Origin of the sequence: Exiguobacterium sp. Helios (genome assembly GCF_014524545.1) — a bacterium.
Classification (GTDB): domain Bacteria; phylum Bacillota; class Bacilli; order Exiguobacteriales; family Exiguobacteriaceae; genus Exiguobacterium_A.
This window is the reverse complement of the sequence record NZ_CP053557.1, coordinates 1,029,608-1,047,663: the sequence shown is the minus strand read 5'-3', so window position 1 is coordinate 1,047,663 and position 18,056 is coordinate 1,029,608. Positions and strand designations below refer to the sequence as shown.

General features: G+C 45.3%; 15 protein-coding genes. 3 read left to right on the top strand and 12 right to left on the bottom strand.

The features are described 5' to 3' along the window. Positions 1–38: 38 nt before the first annotated feature. The 4 genes from HNY42_RS05385 to HNY42_RS05370 all read right to left on the bottom strand — a co-directional run bounded on the left by HNY42_RS05385 (position 39) and on the right by HNY42_RS05370 (position 2,750). Positions 39–818, bottom strand: a complete 780-nt coding sequence (locus tag HNY42_RS05385) for a phosphatidylserine decarboxylase (protein WP_131973234.1) — start codon at positions 816–818, stop codon at positions 39–41. Further along, positions 811–1,302: a thioredoxin family protein gene (locus tag HNY42_RS05380; RefSeq protein ID WP_131973235.1), complete on the bottom strand. Its 492-nt coding sequence runs from the start codon at positions 1,300–1,302 to the stop codon at positions 811–813. The genes HNY42_RS05385 and HNY42_RS05380 overlap by 8 nt, the downstream gene beginning before the upstream one ends. Before the next feature lie 12 nt (positions 1,303–1,314). Further along, the gene (gene iadA / locus HNY42_RS05375) at positions 1,315–2,448 is read right to left on the bottom strand and encodes a beta-aspartyl-peptidase (protein WP_188005219.1); all 1,134 of its coding nucleotides are present in this window, start codon (positions 2,446–2,448) and stop codon (positions 1,315–1,317) included. A 107-nt stretch (positions 2,449–2,555) separates the two neighbouring features. Further along, complete coding sequence (locus tag HNY42_RS05370) at positions 2,556–2,750, bottom strand: YjzD family protein (protein ID WP_012369663.1); 195 nt, start codon at positions 2,748–2,750, stop codon at positions 2,556–2,558. 193 nt (positions 2,751–2,943) lie between these two features. Here HNY42_RS05370 and HNY42_RS05365 point away from each other — a divergent pair, with 193 nt between their 5' ends. Then, the gene (locus tag HNY42_RS05365) at positions 2,944–3,753 is read left to right on the top strand and encodes a Cof-type HAD-IIB family hydrolase (protein WP_188005218.1); all 810 of its coding nucleotides are present in this window, start codon (positions 2,944–2,946) and stop codon (positions 3,751–3,753) included. Between the two features lie 77 nt (positions 3,754–3,830). Here HNY42_RS05365 and HNY42_RS05360 read toward each other — a convergent pair whose 3' ends face one another. From HNY42_RS05360 to HNY42_RS05330, 7 genes are all read right to left on the bottom strand, one after another. Beyond that, positions 3,831–4,682, bottom strand: coding sequence for a YitT family protein (locus HNY42_RS05360; protein WP_012369661.1), 852 nt, complete (start codon positions 4,680–4,682; stop codon positions 3,831–3,833). Between the two features lie 221 nt (positions 4,683–4,903). Then, entirely contained in the window at positions 4,904–7,204 is a 2,301-nt protein-coding gene (locus HNY42_RS05355; RefSeq protein WP_188005216.1) for a glycoside hydrolase family 65 protein, read from the bottom strand. Positions 7,205–7,450: 246 nt separating this feature from the next. Further along, positions 7,451–8,479, bottom strand: a complete 1,029-nt coding sequence (locus HNY42_RS05350) for a LacI family DNA-binding transcriptional regulator (protein WP_131973239.1) — start codon at positions 8,477–8,479, stop codon at positions 7,451–7,453. 34 nt (positions 8,480–8,513) lie between these two features. Next, positions 8,514–10,043 (bottom strand): alpha-amylase family glycosyl hydrolase, encoded by a 1,530-nt coding sequence (locus HNY42_RS05345; RefSeq protein WP_188005215.1) that lies wholly within the window; start codon positions 10,041–10,043, stop codon positions 8,514–8,516. 23 nt (positions 10,044–10,066) lie between these two features. Then, positions 10,067–10,900, bottom strand: coding sequence for a sugar ABC transporter permease (locus tag HNY42_RS05340; RefSeq protein WP_012369657.1), 834 nt, complete (start codon positions 10,898–10,900; stop codon positions 10,067–10,069). Then, positions 10,900–12,252, bottom strand: a complete 1,353-nt coding sequence (locus HNY42_RS05335; protein ID WP_131503911.1) for a carbohydrate ABC transporter permease — start codon at positions 12,250–12,252, stop codon at positions 10,900–10,902. The genes HNY42_RS05340 and HNY42_RS05335 overlap by 1 nt, the downstream gene beginning before the upstream one ends. A 115-nt stretch (positions 12,253–12,367) precedes the next feature. Further along, a complete protein-coding gene (locus HNY42_RS05330) occupies positions 12,368–13,627 on the bottom strand; it encodes an extracellular solute-binding protein (RefSeq protein ID WP_026829045.1) in 1,260 nt (419 codons plus the stop codon). Between the two features lie 457 nt (positions 13,628–14,084). Here HNY42_RS05330 and HNY42_RS05325 point away from each other — a divergent pair, with 457 nt between their 5' ends. After that, positions 14,085–15,872 (top strand): glycoside hydrolase family 13 protein, encoded by a 1,788-nt coding sequence (locus tag HNY42_RS05325; RefSeq protein ID WP_188005214.1) that lies wholly within the window; start codon positions 14,085–14,087, stop codon positions 15,870–15,872. A 117-nt stretch (positions 15,873–15,989) separates the two neighbouring features. Then, positions 15,990–17,141, top strand: a complete 1,152-nt coding sequence (locus HNY42_RS05320; RefSeq protein WP_131503909.1) for a cation:proton antiporter — start codon at positions 15,990–15,992, stop codon at positions 17,139–17,141. Positions 17,142–17,200: 59 nt separating this feature from the next. Here the strand turns inward: HNY42_RS05320 and HNY42_RS05315 are convergent, their stop codons facing one another. Next, positions 17,201–17,974, bottom strand: coding sequence for an enoyl-CoA hydratase/isomerase family protein (locus HNY42_RS05315; protein ID WP_188005213.1), 774 nt, complete (start codon positions 17,972–17,974; stop codon positions 17,201–17,203). Positions 17,975–18,056: the final 82 nt, after the last annotated feature.

Below are 18,056 nucleotides of genomic sequence, written 5' to 3'. Positions count from 1 at the left end.
ATGACGAAACGCTCCCTTCGTAACGGGAGCGTCTCCATTCATGAATTCCAATAACCGATGCGTTGCCCCATCAAAACCGGACCTTTGATGTCCGTTTCTAATGTGATGGCATCTTTCGGGCAAATCAAGACGACTGTTGAGCCGAATGAAAAATAGCCGAACTCATCGCCCCGTCTGACTTCTCGGTTTTGATTCGTTTGGACGATGGTGTTCACGTTCAAGGCACCGACCATGACATGTTCAAGTGCGTGTTCCCCATGTGTGATACGTGTGACCCGACGGTAATTCCGCGTCAAAGGTCGTTTCCCATAGGAAAGACCGAGATCGTTGACCGGTGCCGAATCACGGCCGAGCGTGTAACTGGTCCGGATTGTCCCATCAACCGGTACATGAACACGATGATAATTTTGCGGACTGAGGTAAAAAATCAATACCCGTCCTCCGATGTAGTGATCGGCTTCGTGATGCGAACCGAGCAACTCGGAAACTGAATACGTCTGTCCTTTGACGGTAAAACGACTTTCTTCCGTCAAATCCTCGACAACGGATAAAACGCCATCACACGGGCTGACGACAGCCTGTTCTGACCCGTCAATCGGACGAACCGTTTCTTTTAAGTTTCGAACGAACAATTCATGTAACGACTTATACGATTCAAGCGGCTGATTGGCCTCATGCATTTGTAAATCATACATCTTAACGAACGGTTGAATCAGCGGTCGACTGACCGGACTCATCGCAAAGCGACGCAGTTGTTTCGCGACGGTTGGATGACCGTTCAGTTCAAACAGTTGCGTAAAGAACCATTTTTTAATCATTTAAATCACCTGACGACTCTTCTTCAGAATTTTTAACGGCTTTACCTGCGAAAAATTCTTTATAGGCGTCTTCTGTCTGCTCACCGGATACCCGGCTGACTTCTTTCCCATCTTTGAAATGAACGACAGTTGGCGTCCCTTCGATGGCAAACGTATCCCAAGCCGACTGTTCAACTGCCAGATCAATTTGTTCAAATGGAATGTCCTGTTTCTCACCGAGTGGCACTAAATACGGTTTTACTTTCTCACAGTGTACGCATCCCGTCTGATAAAAATACGTGTAAAATTCATCGCCGGACTTCAGCTTATCCGCCACTTGACCGGCCGTTAAATTACCGTTTTTCGATGCAGAATCCTCTCGATCCGTAAACAGTAACATCGTCGCCCCGATTAAGACGATCAGCGCGATCACACCAGCTGTAATCCAGTTGGCTTTCGATTGCGGTTTTTTTGTTGGTTTTACACGGTTAGATTTCTTTGACACAGTATCCCTCCGTCATTTTGGCAACAGCCATTTTTTCTGAATCATTATAGCACGCCCTTCTGCAAGAATCGTATCGATTTGCAAAGCGTCATCAATCAGTAACAGATCAGCACGCTCGCCTTCCTGGATGAGTCCTCCGGAAATGCCATATGCTTCTGCGACGTTTGATGTAACAGTTTGGATCGCGTCCTTTAACTGCACGCCATGTTTCACCGCATCACGGACCGCATCCAAAATCGATGTCGGCTTTCCGGTCTCAAGACGAAGCAGTTTCCCGCTTTCATCAAAGGCGGGTAAGCTGGCCCCTGCGTCACTCGACATCGTAATCTGACGTAACGGGATACCGGCAGCAAGAGCACGCTGTAGTGCCTGACCTGCTGGTATCTCCCCTTCTTCAATGAACGTTTCCGTCGTACAGGTCGTAAAATCAATCCGTCCGCCTTGTTTCGCCCAACGTAAACCGGCGTCAAATATCCGTTCGCTGCGGTTGATATGGGTCGGTAAAAATTGTGTAATCGGAATATCGGTCGTTTCGACCACTTCGTTGAGCAGGTCAAGCGCATGTTTTCCGTCCCCGATATGAACATTCATCGTCCCCCGGACCCCCTTTAAAAGACCGGCAATCCGTGCTTGCGAAGCAAGTCGTGCCACCTCAGGAACAGTCGGATGTGTCGAACGATGGTCGTTGATGGCAATCTCACCAATCCCGATGACTTCGTTAATCAACAGGATATCTTCCGCAATTGACTGCGTAATCGAAACCGGAGGGACCGCGTAACTGCCTGACAAGAGGAAGGAACGGATACCTTGACTCATATAGCCGCGCATGTGCGCAAGCAGATCGATTCCAGTCCGCGTCCATCCATCTGTTCCCAGTAATCCAACGACAGTCGTGACGCCGGCTTCCAGAAAATCAGTTGCCAAAAGTGGCAGCGTCCGTGTCGAAAAACCACCTTCCCCGCCTCCGCCGATCGGATGAACATGTCCATCGAGTAATCCTGGGACCAATTGTTTGCCTGATCCGTCAATCGTCTGCGTAATCAGCCGTTCGTCCATTGTATAGGAACCGATTGCGAGAATCTTTCCCCCACCAACCCATACATCCGTTACTCCCCCGGCTAGGGTCACATTTTTAAGTACAATCATCACTTGCCTCCTAAACTTTGAACTACTCGTCACTAAAGTCACGAGTGTTCTCAGCTAAATCATAAAAAGCGAGCCTATCGTCCGAATGACGATATCTCGCTTTTACCTTATTCTGCCTTTGTCCCTTGACCAAGACCAAGATCTTCGTTGACTGCATCAAGTGCGAAGACGACAAGTGAAGTCACGACTGACATAGCTGTCGCGAATCCGAAGTTATACGTGACTGCATCGACCGCTGATACGATGAACACAGCTGTGTTCACGAGTAAGAACGACCAGAAGAATGTAACGAGAAAACGCATTCTTCCCCCTCCATTTCTTAACTTACTTTTTAATGTCCTACGTTTCGTAGTATATCATTTTTTAGGACCATAGACAGCTTTTCTCCGATTTTTTTAAACGCTTTCCTGAATTCAAAAAGCAGGCAATTTCAGATATTTTTCAGCCGATTATGCTACAGTAAGCGTAATGAATCCAGAGTGGAGTGAGTATCCTATGCAACGTCATCTGATTGCCGTCGATTTGGACGGGACATTATTACGCGACGACAAAACCATCAGTCAGGCCAACTTACATGCGTTAAGAACTGCACGCGACAACGGTCATGAAATCGTCATCGCGACAGGGCGTCCTTTCCGGCACGCCAAACGCTATTACGACGAACTCGGATTGACGACACCGATCGTCAATTTTAACGGCGGACTTGTTCACCATCCGCAAGACCGTCATTTTGAAGTCAGCCATCATCCGATTCCGCTGAAAACTTTTCAGCACATCTTGGAATCGGTAGCGGACTCGAAAACACAAAATATCGTCTGCGAAGTGACGGATCATGTTTACTTCCAAAACGATCCGACCGGTATTTATGAATTCTACACGGATCATGCCTTATCCGTGACGACAGGTGATTTACGGAAGGTCTTGCAACATGAACCGACATCCCTGCTGATTCATGCGAAAGGCGAACATGTCCAGGAAATCCGGTCCGAACTTTCGAGCATTCATGCCGAAACGGTCTTAAACCGCCAGTGGGTCAAACCGGAATATATGGTCGAGGTCATGCGAAAAGGTACGAGTAAAGCCATAGGTTTACAACAAGTCTCGCGTCATCTCGGGATTGAACAAAAACAGATCATTGCTTTTGGTGATGAAGAAAATGACTTGGAAATGCTCGAGTATGTCGGGCATGGCGTCGCGATGGGCAATGCCATCGGCGCGTTAAAACTGGTTGCTAACGGCACAACGAAGTCGAACCAGGAAGACGGGATTGCCTACTACCTGAAACATGTCCTCGGTCTGATTTGATGTCATTAAACAAAGCCGGCTTCTCTGTCCATCAGACAGAAAAGCCGGCTTTGTTGTTGTGCCCCCCTAATTTTCAATCATCCTTTGCGGAAGTATCCGACTACAGAATCTGTCGCAACGACGTTGATGAACACCGTTTCGTCTGCATCGCGGCAAATGCGCTCGATATCGCGCAACTCGTGCCGTTCGATGACCATCATCAGCGTCGACTTCTCAGCCCGTGAATACGTACCGATTGCCGGCATCTGGGTGATGCCTCGAATGATGTGTTGGTGAAGTGCCGTCGTAATATCGTCGGCATGATTCGTAATGATGAAAATCGTCAACCGTTGATTGCTTGTATGGATTTCATCGACGACTTTTGAAGTGACATAAATGAAGACAATCGTGTACAGTGCCGTTGACCAACCAAACAACGCTCCAGCGAGGATTGCAATCAGGAAGTTCAACACAAACAGGTATAATCCGACGCTACGGTCAGAGAAACGCGCGAAAATCAACGCAACGATATCAAAACCACCCGTCGATGCCCCGAATTTAATCGTAATCCCCGTTCCGATCGCCAGCAAGACACCACCGAACACGGCATTGAGTGTCTGATCACCCGGAATGACAGCATACTGAGGAATAAGTCCGATAAAAATCGTTGTCGCCAAAACGGAAATCAATGTAATGATGGTAAAACTGCGTCCGAGCATAATCCATGCCAAAACAATCAAGGGCAAGTTCAAGACTAAAAACCAGACGTTTTCCCCAAAAGCAAACGCCGTTCCTTGCAAGACCTGCGTTAAAATTTGGGCCAGTCCTGTAAATCCTGTCGAGTAAACACCACTTGGAATCAAGAACCAGTTCATCGCTACTGCGATGACGAACCCGCCAATCGAGGCGACAATCACTTTTAACATACTTTCCTTTACAACCGCTGTCACACCTTGTTCTCCTCTCATTCGTAAACTATCTTGGAACACTTTAGCACATAACAATTGTGTCCGGATAGTCAAGATGAAGAAAGAATTATATTTCTTTTTTTGATAACGCTCTCATTTTCAGAAGTTGAACACTTTCTTCTTCAAATGAAAAAAGGCGGCAGATATGAAATCTGCCACCCTGATTCATATAAAACTTACGGTTTTGTCTTTTCTCGATTTTATCAGACGGTCATGGAAGCCGGGATTGTAACCGCACCTTCTGCCGGGACTTCAACTGTTTCGCCATGAAGCTGTAACGTGAATGCTCCACCCACATTTTGTTCGATACACACTTCTGTCTGTTTGACCTGAACCAAGATATGATGTCCGCGCCATTGCATCCGGAACGAATAACTGGTCCAGCCCTTCGGCAACATCGGTTTGAAGGACAGCGTTCCCTGCTCGACACGAAGTCCGGCAAACCCGTGAACGATCGACATCCACGATCCGACCATCGATGTGATATGGAGACCATCTTCTGTATCATTGTTATAATTATCAAGGTCAAGCCGTGCGGAACGCTGATAAAGTTCCATGGCTTTTTCTTCATAACCGACTTCTGCCGCGATGATGGAATAGATACACGGTGAAAGGGATGACTCATGAACCGTCCGCGGTTCATAAAAATCAAAGTTTTTCTTCTTCTCTTCGATTGAGAAACGATCTGTCAGGAAATAGAGTCCTTGCAGGACATCGGCCTGTTTGATGAAGACAGAACGCAAGACACGGTCCCATGACCAATTTTGATTTAAAGGAAGATGTTTTGGATCAAGATCCGCGACCATAATCTGTTCTTTATCCATAAAACCGTCTTGCTGCATGAAAACATCCGGAACGGAATCGTCTTTCGGATAATACATTTTCTGATCAATATCGGCCCAGTGAGCTAATTCTTCATCCGTAATAGCCAATTGATGAATCAATTCTTCCAGACGTGCCGGTTCCTCTTGCTCAAGATGACGGTAGACCGTCTGAGCGTACTCAAGACACCAAGCAGCCATCAAGTTCGTATACCAGTTGTTATTGACGTTATTTTCGTACTCATTCGGTCCTGTGACACCAAGAATCATATAGACATCTTTATGCGGGACATAATTGACGCGACTCGCCCAATAACGTGCGATTTCAACAAGTACTTCAAATCCGTATTGCCCGAGGTAGGACGTATCTCCTGTGTAGTTCGTATAGTTATAGATTGCATGGGCAATCGCACCATTCCGGTGGATTTCTTCATGCGTGATTTCCCACTCATTGTGGCACTCTTCCCCGTTCATTGTCACCATCGGGTATAACGCACCCTTCATGCCAACATTCTTATCCGCATTTTCTTTCGCTTGCGGCAATTGGTTATGACGATACTTCAATAAGTTCCAAGCCACGTCAGGCTTCGATGTCGCAAGATAGAAGTTCAGGCAGTATGCTTCTGTGTCCCAATAGGTCGCGCCACCGTATTTTTCCCCGGTAAATCCTTTTGGTCCAATGTTCAGGCGGGAATCTTCGCCTGTATATGTTTGGAACATATGGAAGATGTTAAAACGAATCCCCTGTTGCGCTTCAACATCGCCTTCGATCTTCACATCCGCTTCTTCCCAGTGCTTCAACCAGGCCGCTTCATGCGCTGCAAGCACTCCATCAAATCCGGTATCAAACGCGTCGTTGACACGTTTCATCGCCTGCGCCAATAAGTCTTCAATTTCATAATCACGATTCGTCACGAGTGCTACTAATTTTTCAGTTGTCACCGCTTCGCCTGCCGGTACCTGTTTCGTGAAACGATTCGCGACATACTGTAATGTACTTTCAAGCACTTCACATCTCGCACCCTCGACATCGGTAATCATGGCCGCTGTGACGTGCCAATCCAGTTTCTTCGTTTTAGAAGTAACATAGGCAAATCGTTCTTCCGCTCCGTGCTCTACAGGAAGCCAGAATTTCTCATCATAGTTGGAGTCTTCGTTTTCGACGTCAGCGTCCAGGTATGATTCGATGACCACTTCCGCATCAAAGTTGACGGGTGTGACTGTATATCGAAGTGCAGCCAGTTCTTTATCGACGATCGAGAAGAAACGTTTTGATTCAATTTTTGTTTCCTCCACACCATTTCTGATCAGCATCGTCCGTGTCAGAACTCCATGCTGCATATCGAGTTCCCGTTTGAAGTCGACAACTTCCCACTCGTTCAGATCGACATTTTTTCCATTGATCGAAACACGAAGTCCCATGATGTTCACCGCATTCAAAACTTTTGCGAAATATTCCGGATACCCGTTTTTCCACCAGCCGACCCGTGTTTTATCTGGGTAGTAGACACCGGCGACGTACATCCCTTGATGCGTGTCTCCCGAGTAATCTTCTTCAAAGTTTCCGCGCATTCCCATATGGCCGTTCCCAATCGCCGTCATCGATTCAGCAAGGCGGTTATCCTCCGGATGAAAACCCTGCTCCGTAATTTTCCACTCATTAATATCAAACAATCGTTTCATTATAAGTCGCTCCTTTATTATTAATCACATAGATGCTCAAGCACCTTTTTTGTAAGCGTTTTTATTTTCTCTACATTCTTTATTCTACACATAATCATCGTTAATGCAATCGTTTGCACGAAAATAAAAATCTTTTTCGATTCGCACGGTCATTTCGTGTTCCTGATTGGTTTACGGTTCTTTTTTCTTCAAAAGAAAACACCACTTTTCCTGAACGGAAAAGTGGTGTTTCAGGATGGTATTCAATTATTTTACCGTGCCGCCACAAGATTGACGCACAACTAAATAATGAGGAACAATGACACGTTTGCCATAGGGTGTCGCCTCTTCGTTCATTTGTTCAATCAGACAGTTCGTTGCTTCAAATCCTAAACCGAAGATGTTGATTTCAACCGACGTTAACGGCGGACTGGAAAACTCCGCGATGAATAAATTGTTGAAACTGACGACGGCCATTTGATCAGGCACACTGATTTCCATCTCATTCAGCGTACTCATGACACCAAGCGCCATCATGTCATCACTGACGACGACAGCCGTCGGTGGGTGTTCCAGCGACATCAACCGTTTGACGGCGTCCGCTCCTCCGGTCGTCATGAATGGTGCACTGACGATATAAGATTCATGGATAGGTAGTCCCTCTTCCATTAAAGCTGTCTTATACCCACCGACCCGTTCTTGCGTGACCGCTAAATCCTGCGATCCTCCGACAAACGCGATGCATTCGTGTCCGAGTTGATGTAAATACTTCGTGACTTCTCGTCCTGCAAGATAGTTGTCCGTATCAACGTACGTGACATGTGAGGAATCACTAAATGGTTTCCCGACAACGACGAACGGAAACTTCGAATCTTGTAAAAATTGAACGACCTTGTCATCTGTTCGGGAATACAAGACAATGACGCCATCCACTCGACGACCCTGAACCATCGAGACAACGCCTTCGTAAACTTCTTCTTCCGAAACCCCCGTCGTCATATATAAGGAATAACCGTTTTGATGTGCTTTCGTACTAATGCCGCGAATAACTTCCGAGAAAAATGGATTTTGCAGTGTTTTCGTTGCCGCACTCGGCATGACAAGACCGATCGCTTGAGTCGTTCGATTGGCAAGACTCCGGGCATGGACGTTCGGATAGTAGCCTAACTCTTCCATTGCCTGGCGGACACGTTCTTTTGTTTTTTGACTGATGCGCGGACTGTTGGCAATTACACGCGAGACCGTTGATGGTGCAACGTTCGCTTCTCTTGCGACATCCTTGATTGTTACTTGCATCCCTTTCACCTCATCATTTCCCTACAAATGTATTTTAGTGTGTTTCCTTTGTCCGATTGATCCGTCGTCGATGGACGAATAAAATGATTAAGGCAAGGATTGGAGCGATTGATCCAATCGCAACGAGCGAGACCCAGTTGACCTGTGAACGTTCCACGACATAGCCGTTCGCGCTGCCTGCATCGAGCGTCACTTCATAGGCATCTCCGTCTTGACGTACCACGTCAGAGAACAATAATCCCCGAAGGCGTTGATCGTCACCGATTTCTGCTGCTTTCACACGCAACGTCGTTTTCTTTTCCCCTAAATTGATGGCATATAAGACAGACTGATCTTTAGTTTTTCGTTCGAAGACGGCCATATGATCGGTTTTAGCCACCAGCCGTTGTTTCCCTGTTTCGAAAGCCGGATAGTTATTACGCATCTTATTTAACGTCTGTACATATTCCTGCATCTTATCGTTTTTATCGAATTCCATCATCATTCGATTTCCCGGATCTTCTCCACCAGGCATCGCGATCTCTGTCCCTTGATAGACGATCGGCATACCGGGTGCTGCATACAAGGCGAACAACGCTATACGCAGTTGCCGTTCCTCATCAGCGGCTCCGCCAATCTTGGCTTCCGTAATGAAGCGTTTTAAATCATGATTATCAATAAAGTTCGCTAATGACATCGCTTTCGGATTAAACGTAGTATCTCGATTATAAACTGAATCGAGTTCTTCCGCTGAACCATTTTTGCGGGCGAACTGATCCTTGATCCCGTAGTAAAACGGGAAGTTCGTCACGGAATCAAATCCTAATTTAGAATAGGTCGCAATCTTACGCGGATCGCCGTCAAATACTTCTCCGAGTAAAAAGAGATCCGGATGTTCTTTTTTGACGGCCGGGATGAAGGTTTTCCAAAAATCCGATGGCACATGACGAACTGTATCGAGTCGGTAACCGTCGATTCCGGTCTCATCCACCCAGTAGTTCGCGACATTAATCAAGTACTTCACGACTTCTTTATTTTCTGTATTAAAGTCCGGTAAATCAAACAGCCAATTGTTCTCGACTTCCGCTTGATTGTTCCAGTTCATGATCGTCTGTTCTTCATGGAACCAGTCCGGTTTTTCTTTTACGAGCGGATGGTTCGGACCTAAATGGTTGACGACTAAATCGAGCACGACTTTAAGATCACGTTTATGTGCTTCTTTGACCAGTGCTTTAAATTCTTCTTTTGTTCCGAAGTGCGGATCGATTTCGTAATAATCGTCCGTCCAATACCCATGATAACCATTTGGTCGGTTCTTAAAGATTGGTGTCAGCCAAATCGATGTGAATCCTTCATCCTTGATGTAATCCAAACGTTTCGTGACACCTGCCAGGTCACCGCCCTGAAAAGCTTTCGGATCGTTTGGATCGGCCTCTAAATCATTGCTTTTGTCACCGTTCTCAAACCGGTCGACCATAATGAAATACATTCGTTCTTTTTCCCATCCTGCAGCTTCGCTTGTCTGTGGAAATATTCCGATAGACAAGAGAAGCGGCAAGAGGAGAAGCATCACGCCTCGTCTCATGCCGCTGATTCCCCCTTGATTGATTAACCTTTCGTTCCACCTGCCGTCAATCCAGACACGAAGAAACGCTGGAAAGCGAAGAACAGAAGAACGATTGGTACTGCTGATAATACAGCACCTGCCGCAAACAATGTGAAGTTGTTGTCGAATTGCTCTGAAACCATGTTGTACAGTCCAACAGCTAACGTTTGTTTTTCCGGCGAACGGAGAACAAGTGACGCCAGGATGAAATCGTTGAACGGTGCCATGAAGTTGAACAACGCAATAACAGCAACCATTGGTTTTGCAAGTGGAAGAATGATTTGCCAGAAAATCCGTAGATGTCCTGCTCCATCCATCCGCGCTGCTTCATCCAGTTCTTTTGGTATTGTATCAAAATATCCTTTTGCAAGATACGTGTTCATTGGAATCGCTCCCCCTGCATACAGAAGAATCAATGCCAAGTGCGTATCAAACAATTGCAACATGTTCAACAGGACGTAAATCGCGATAATGGCAACGAATTGCGGCACCATCTGCAGCACGAGGAACAAAATCAGTGAATTTTTACGGCCGACGAACCGGTACCGTGAAAAAATGTAACCCGTCAACGTAATCAAGGCCACTGAGACAACCATCGTAATGACAGCGATTTTGATGGTGTTCAAATACCACATCCCGTAATCCGTTTGTGTCGCATCAAATAAATCAAAGTAATGGATTAATGTCGGATTGCTTGGGAAGATGTCCGAGGTGATGCTTTTCCCCGGGTTGAGCGATGTGCCGACAACCCATAAGAGTGGATACACGATAATTATTGAGGCGATCGTCAAAATGAGGTATGACAACGCCATGTTGATTCGGTTTTGTTTTCTCATTAGATCATATCCTCATCTTTGAATGATTTTGAACGTTTAAACTGAATGACGGCAATCGTCATGATGAAGAACGACAGCACAAGTGTAATCGCTGCGGCAAATCCGTATTGCGGATTCGAACCAAGCGAGAGTTTGTAAATCCAGGAGATCAGGATATCCGTTCCGCCGGCCGATTGACCCGGAACAGCCGGTCCCCCGTTGTTAAAGAGATAGATGATATTGAAGTTGTTGAAGTTAAACGTATATTGCGTGATCAAGATTGGTGCTGTTGCAAACAGGATCATCGGTAGTGTGATCAGGCGGAATTTTTCACCTGAAGTCGCACCGTCAATCGTTGCTGCTTCATACAAATCTTCTGGAATCGACTGCAGAATCCCTGTCGTCAATGTCATGATGTACGGGAAACCGAGCCACCACTGAATTCCGATCAAAGCAAGCTTGGTATATGTCGGATCCGTCATCCACTCGACACCGCTGTCAAGGCCGATGGCAGGAAGCAATGTCGTATTAAAGACACCAAACGTCTCATTGAACATCGAACGGAAAATCAAAATCGTGATGAATGCCGGTACAGCCCATGACAGGATTAAAATCGAACGGAAGAAACGTTTTCCTTTTAATCCTTTTTGATTTAACAAGACCGCAAGACCAATTCCAATCGCAATGACACCGGTTGTCGAAGCAACTGTCCAGACGAGCGTCCATCCCAAGACACTGACGAACGTGTCACGGAAGATATCGACCGTAAAGATGTTCAGGAAGTTTTGAATCCCGATCCAGTCGACAAGCTTTGCAGGCGGTGAGTTGTTGAACTTATAGTTCGTAAAGGCAATCAAAAATGTGAAAATCAACGGTAAGACGACCGTGAAGACGAGGAGAACCAACGATGGAATCAGCATCGCGTACGGGAATCCATTGTCCCGGAAGTTCCGCAGCTGCATTTTCAAAGAAGGTACTTCTAATTCCAAATCACGAAGTTTACCGATTCGATACGCATCGATAAAGTTCCAGACGTAAATGGCGATACCAAACACAAGCAGAATCAATGCAATGATTCCCTCGACCATCAAGAAGATCGAGTGATCCCCCCTTACGCCTGGTACCTCACCGAGTGTAATCAATCCCCAGATCGCTCCACGATCTCCGGGACCGTTCCCGGCACCTTTAAAAAACAGCTCGAAATTTACTAAAAAATATGACAGAACGACGATAAAGAATGTCGCACCTTTTAAAAATTGTTTATTGTACAGTTGCCCCATCCCTGGAACGATCGATATCGCTGCTGCAATCGTCCGGTGATTCGTTTTTGGCTTTGGTGTTTTCGTCGGTTGTGGTGTCGCAATGGCCGCCATCGTCTGTTCTCCTTTCCAAAGGTCATGTCTGACCTCAGGCTTCTCTTCCAACCATAAAGATAAGGGGGAATCCAAGATCCCCCTTTCTTTAATTCTGTGTCAGTGATTCAGTTGATTATTGATTGTTTGCTTCGATTTGTTGCTTGATTTGTTTTACAGCGTCATCAGCTGATTTTTGTGCGTCTTGTTTGTTTGTAGCAACGAGTTGAAGTGCTGCTGCCATCGGCTCCCAAACTTGACCCATCTCAGCGATGTTCGGCATTGGTACACCGTCTTTAGACTGTGCGAAGACAGCTGCTGCCACTTCGTTATCTTTGATTGTTGCATCTTCTTGAAGTGAAGTGACCGGTGGGATTTCATTGTATTTCTCAAACATCGCTTTCGCGTTTTCTTCGCCAGTCAGTGACGCAAGGAACTTTTCTGCCCATTCTTGATTTTCAGAGTAAGCTGAAACAGCATACGTCTTAACACCTACGAATGTTTTGATTGCTTCCCCGTTTGGAAGTTTCGGAAGTGCTGAAGCACCTAAGTTGATGCCTTTTTCTTTATAACTTGCGACTGCCCATGGTCCGTTCATGACTGCGACTGCTTTCTTGTCGCCGAACAATTGGTCCATTGCTTGACCACCGCCACCGCCGATTAAACCTTTCGGGAAGAGACCTTCTTTGTACCATTTACCGATGTAGTCCATTCCTTCAACTGCACCCTTGTTGTTAAGACCGATGTCAGCAGGATCAAGTTTTCCACCGTTTTCTTTGAAGACATATCCGCCGTATCCACCGATTGGACCGTGTGCGAAGTAGAAGTTATCCCAAAGTGCGAGGAAACCGTATTTACCGTCTTTTTTCTGTTCTGTTGAGATTTTGTATAAGTCGTCCATTGAAGCAGGTGCTTCTTTTAACTCATCTTTGTTGAAAAGAAGGATTGGTGTTTCGACTGCTTTAGGATATCCGTAAACTTTACCGTCAAATGTAACAGCTGATTTCGCTGTATCGATGAAAGGTTCGAGTGCTTTTTCACCGTCTTTGAGTTCAGCAATCAACCCTTGGTCAACGACTGTTCCGATTTGGTCATGTGGAAGAAGAATGATGTCCGGACCTTTTCCTGCAGGACCATCAAGAGCGACTTTCTTTTGTTGATCCGTCATTTTAACTTCTTTGACTTCAACTTTGACGCCTTCTTTTTCTTCAAATGCTTTAGCAGCGGCTTTCGTTGTTTCCGCTTTTTCTGTATCTTCCCAAATCACGATTTTCGTTGGTTTTTTACCGCCTTCTGAACTTGTATCAGAAGAACCTGAATCCGTTCCGCCGCCACATGCTGCAAGAGCACCGATTGCCATGACAGATACTGAAAGACCTGCTACTAATTTTTTGATTTCCATGTTCGAAAATTCCTCCCCAAGTTAACGTACGAATGATAAGTTCTGATGCACAACGTTTGCATAAAGGCACAACCATTTTCTCATGATAACAACCGAGTGGTTGTAAGCGTTTTATGAAAACGTTTGCATCACCTTTACATTTTTATTATACAATCTAAAATCCTTTTGACAAGTCCTTTTCTTTAAATATTTCCTTACATTCAAAAAAGATTTTCGAAAAGTATTCTTAAAAATCAATTGGATGCATTAGTTAAATCATTTTAAAAAGAAAACGTTTACATTAAATCGATTTGCACAACTACGTGCAATCGATTGCGCTAAAATAAAAGAATTCCCTATCACCTCTTGTTTTTTCTGGAATTCCAATTGACTTTAAGAAAGCGCTTCACTATTCTTAGGTCGAAGACTATTATATTAGAATGCAAGCGATTGCACATAGGGAGTGACCAAAATGCTGAAAGAAGCTGTTTTCCACCGCGCGATGTCACCGTTCGTCTATAAGTATGATGACAAAACCATTCATGTCCGATTGCAGACAAAAAAAAATGATGTGGATCACGTCGATCTTATCTGGGGAGATCCATATGATTGGCATACCGAAAACCCGGACGATACCGATTGGAATTTTGATCCGTCCAAATCGAATTATTGGAATACATTCGAAACACCTATGAAACGGAGTGGTTCAGACGAATTGTTCGATTATTGGTTCATCGATGTCGTTCCTCCTTTTCGTCGTCTGCGCTACGGATTCCGACTCCATGACGGACATTCGAGCCAGGTGCTTACCGAGCGTGGTTGGTTTGATGAAAAACCGTTGGATGACACCGGGTACTATTTCTGTGTACCTTATTTGAACAAAGTCGATGTCTTCCATGCTCCGGATTGGGTCAAGGATACAGTATGGTATCAAATCTTCCCCGACCGCTTTGCCAATGGAGATTCGACGAATGATCCGGCCGGTACTCTTCCTTGGAACAGTACTTCACCTACAACGACAAATCTGTTCGGTGGCGATTTCCAGGGTGTCATTGATAAAATCGATTACTTAGTTGATCTTGGAATCACCGGTATTTATTTTTGCCCGATTTTTGAAGCCAAGTCCAATCATAAATATGACACCATTGATTATTTAGAAATCGATCCTCAATTCGGAACAAAAGAAAAGTTCAAGGAAATGGTTGATTTGCTTCATGAAAACGGAATTCGTATCATGCTCGATGCCGTCTTTAACCATGCCGGTTTCCACCATAAAGCATTTGCTGATATTCGGGAACACGGTAGTAATTCTTCTTACCGCGATTGGTTCCACCTCCGTAACTTCCCGCTCGTAACCGAGCCGATGCCAAACTACGATACGTTTGCCTTTGTTCCTGAAATGCCGAAGTTCAATACGGAAAATCCGGAAGTAAAAGCATACTTACTCCATGTCGCCCGTTACTGGGTCGAAGAATTCGGAATCGACGGTTGGCGTCTCGATGTTGCGAACGAGGTCGACCATGCTTTCTGGCGTGATTTCCGTTCTGTCGTCAAAGAAGTGAACCCCGAGACGTATATTCTTGGTGAAATTTGGCATGATTCACAGGAATGGTTGCTCGGCGATCAGTTCGATGCCGTCATGAACTATCCGTTCACGAATGCAGCGCTCAATTTCTTTGCACTCGACAAAACATCCGCTTCTGCCTATGCGAATGATATGTCGCATGTCTTATTCTCGAATACGATTAACGTTAACGAAGTGACGTTTAACTTGATTGGCTCACATGATACGCCACGTGCCTTGACGCGTGCCGGAAACGATAAAAATAAGATGCGGCTGCTGTTGTTATCAATGCTGACCTTTTCCGGAAGCCCGGTCATCTATTATGGCGATGAAATCGGACTAGACGGTGATCAGGATCCGGGTTGCCGAAAATGTATGCCGTGGCATCCGGAAGAGCAGGATTTAAATCTACTGATGTATACGAAACATTTACTTCAATTGCGAAAGCAGCATAAGACACTTGCCAATCACGGTCATATCTCATTCGTCCATGCCGACGACGAAACCAATACCATTGTCATGCGCCGGATGAGTCAAGACGGGACGTATTACGTCTACTTCAATAACTCCAATCATCAAGCTACAATCCCCGCTCCTCAGTCTGGTCAAGGAATGGATCTCTTTTCAAACACACCACTTCCTTCATTAGAGATGACGCTCGCTCCGTATACCGGAACAATCATTCAAGTAATTTGATTTTCAGACAGCCTTTTTGCTCAAAAGCAAAAAGACTGTCTTTTTTCATTTCTGTGACAGGCCCCTTAAGGCTTTTAAATTAGGGTAAAGAGAAAAGAAAGGAGGGAATACTCTCTCATGGAATTATTTCTGTATGCGGGATTGATTCTGATTGGCTTGTTCGTCGTCAGTTATCTCAGTGAAAAGTTTCATCTCCCGAGCATTCTTGCCTTTATTCTAATTGGAATCATACTTGGTCTTTATTATGATTTACCGGAAGAATTAAAGCTCGGTGGAGAAGCCGGCATCATCGTCTTGTTTTTCCTGCTGGGTCTAAAGTTTTCTGTCGCTGATTTGTTAATCCAGTTTCGCAACATCTGGAAAGCGGGACTGATTGATCTTCTGTTATCGTTTGGCGGTACCTTCCTTTTGACTTTGGCTTTCGGATTTTCGGTACCTGAGGCATTTTTAATTGGTTGTGTTCTTTATGCGACAAGTTCGTCGATTTCGGCCCGCCTGCTCGACCGCGAACCGGATAAACACAAAGACGTGAATCGGTTTGTCCTTTCGTTACTTATCTTTGAAGATTTGGCGGCTCCTCTCTTATTGACAAGTGCCCCGTTTGTTCTCGGAACACAGGAGTTCACTTTCGTAAAAGTCGGAACGATTTTTCTTGGCTTTATTTTCTTATTCAGTGCCCTGATTTTTTTAACGGTCTTCATCCGCCAAAAATCGAGAGTTGTTGACTCCCTTTACCGGCACCCTGACGCCGGAATCGGTATCATCGGATTAATTTTGACGTTCTCAGGAATCGGTATCATGTTTGGTTTGTCCGAAGTGCTGGGTGCATTCATCGTCGGGATTTTATTGACGGAAATTAAAGAGACACGTTATTTAAAAAGATTGGTCACACCATTTCAAGATTTGCTTTTACCGTTATTCTTCATTTCGTTCGGGATGTCATTTGAAATGACGGAAGGACTTCCATTAGACTGGTTTTTCGTTGCCCTGGTTGTCTGGGGACTTTTGTCGAAGTTCCTTGTCGGCTTTCTCGGTGGACGAGCTTTTGGACTTTCCAACTATCATGCGATTGAATCCGGATTTTGTTTAGGACCACGTGGAGAATTCTCGATTCTCTTCATCACGCTTGCCAGCGGAGCTTTTGTCACGTTGACCGGATTGTATATTTTCGTTTCCGCCTTTCTTGGAATCATGCTATTTCGAATCTCAACTGGCCTAACGAATCGGACTCATGCGACCGCTCAAAAGATCAAACAAAAAATCAAGTGAATCACAATAGGACCTTCCGGCAGATTGCCGGAAGGTCCTATTGATCGTTCACACTGTCATCAGCGACCGCTGAAAACGGGTGCTTTTTTCTCTAAAAAAGCCTGAACCGCTTGCTGGTGATCTTCTGTCTTTCCGGCACGGGATTGATAAATAATCTCCTGAGCCAGCATATCCTCGAGTGTTGATTCGGAGCTCGCTGTTTGCAACTGTTTGATATACCCGATGACTTTCGTCGGGCGATTGGCAAGAAGCTCGGCAAATGATGCCACTTCCTGTTCAAACCGTTCAGCGTCAATATTTTTTGTCACCAAATGATAGTCGTATGCTTGTTGTGCCGTAATCGTTTCACCTAACAGAGCCAGTTCCAACGCTTTGGCCGATCCAATCAGCCGGGGTAAGAAATACGGAGCACCGGCATCCGGAACCAATCCGATATTGATGAAGCCAAGCGATAATTTTGCATCCTCCCGTACGATTCGGAAATCACATGCTAATGTCAGCGATAACCCTGCTCCCGCAGCGACACCATTAATAGCTGCAATGGTTGGTTTCTTCGTCGTCGCAAGCGCTCGAATGACCGGGTGATAGTATTGTTTTAAGTATTCGCCATGATCCATGCCAGGTTGAACGGTTTTTAAATCTTGTCCTGCACAAAATCCACGTCCGGACCCTGTCAAAATAATGACCCGAACGCTATCATCCTGATTTGCCTCTTCGATGGACTCCGCTAGCTCTGTTAAAAGTGTTGCTGTAAGTGCATTTAATCGTTCCGGACGTGATAACGTGATAGTCGCAATCTGCTCTTCGACGGTATAACTGACTTCAGTTTTCATTCCATTCCCCTCCATTTCAAAAATGAACATCCATTCATTATGATGTATTCGTGATGTTTTATGAAAATCCTTTTAAATACCT

Excerpts from the sequence above, each read along its gene's own strand:
- HNY42_RS05335 (WP_131503911.1), bottom strand. The coding sequence starts at position 12,252 with ATGGCGGCCATTGCGACACCACAACCGACGAAAACACCAAAGCCAAAA.
- HNY42_RS05370 (WP_012369663.1), bottom strand. The coding sequence starts at position 2,750 with ATGCGTTTTCTCGTTACATTCTTCTGGTCGTTCTTACTCGTGAACACA.
- HNY42_RS05340 (WP_012369657.1), bottom strand. The coding sequence starts at position 10,900 with ATGAGAAAACAAAACCGAATCAACATGGCGTTGTCATACCTCATTTTG.
- HNY42_RS05385 (WP_131973234.1), bottom strand. The coding sequence starts at position 818 with ATGATTAAAAAATGGTTCTTTACGCAACTGTTTGAACTGAACGGTCAT.
- HNY42_RS05365 (WP_188005218.1), top strand. The coding sequence starts at position 2,944 with ATGCAACGTCATCTGATTGCCGTCGATTTGGACGGGACATTATTACGC.
- iadA (WP_188005219.1), bottom strand. The coding sequence starts at position 2,448 with ATGATTGTACTTAAAAATGTGACCCTAGCCGGGGGAGTAACGGATGTA.
- HNY42_RS05355 (WP_188005216.1), bottom strand. The coding sequence starts at position 7,204 with ATGAAACGATTGTTTGATATTAATGAGTGGAAAATTACGGAGCAGGGT.
- HNY42_RS05350 (WP_131973239.1), bottom strand. The coding sequence starts at position 8,479 with ATGCAAGTAACAATCAAGGATGTCGCAAGAGAAGCGAACGTTGCACCA.
- HNY42_RS05315 (WP_188005213.1), bottom strand. The coding sequence starts at position 17,974 with ATGAAAACTGAAGTCAGTTATACCGTCGAAGAGCAGATTGCGACTATC.
- HNY42_RS05345 (WP_188005215.1), bottom strand. The coding sequence starts at position 10,043 with ATGAGACGAGGCGTGATGCTTCTCCTCTTGCCGCTTCTCTTGTCTATC.
- HNY42_RS05320 (WP_131503909.1), top strand. The coding sequence starts at position 15,990 with ATGGAATTATTTCTGTATGCGGGATTGATTCTGATTGGCTTGTTCGTC.
- HNY42_RS05325 (WP_188005214.1), top strand. The coding sequence starts at position 14,085 with ATGCTGAAAGAAGCTGTTTTCCACCGCGCGATGTCACCGTTCGTCTAT.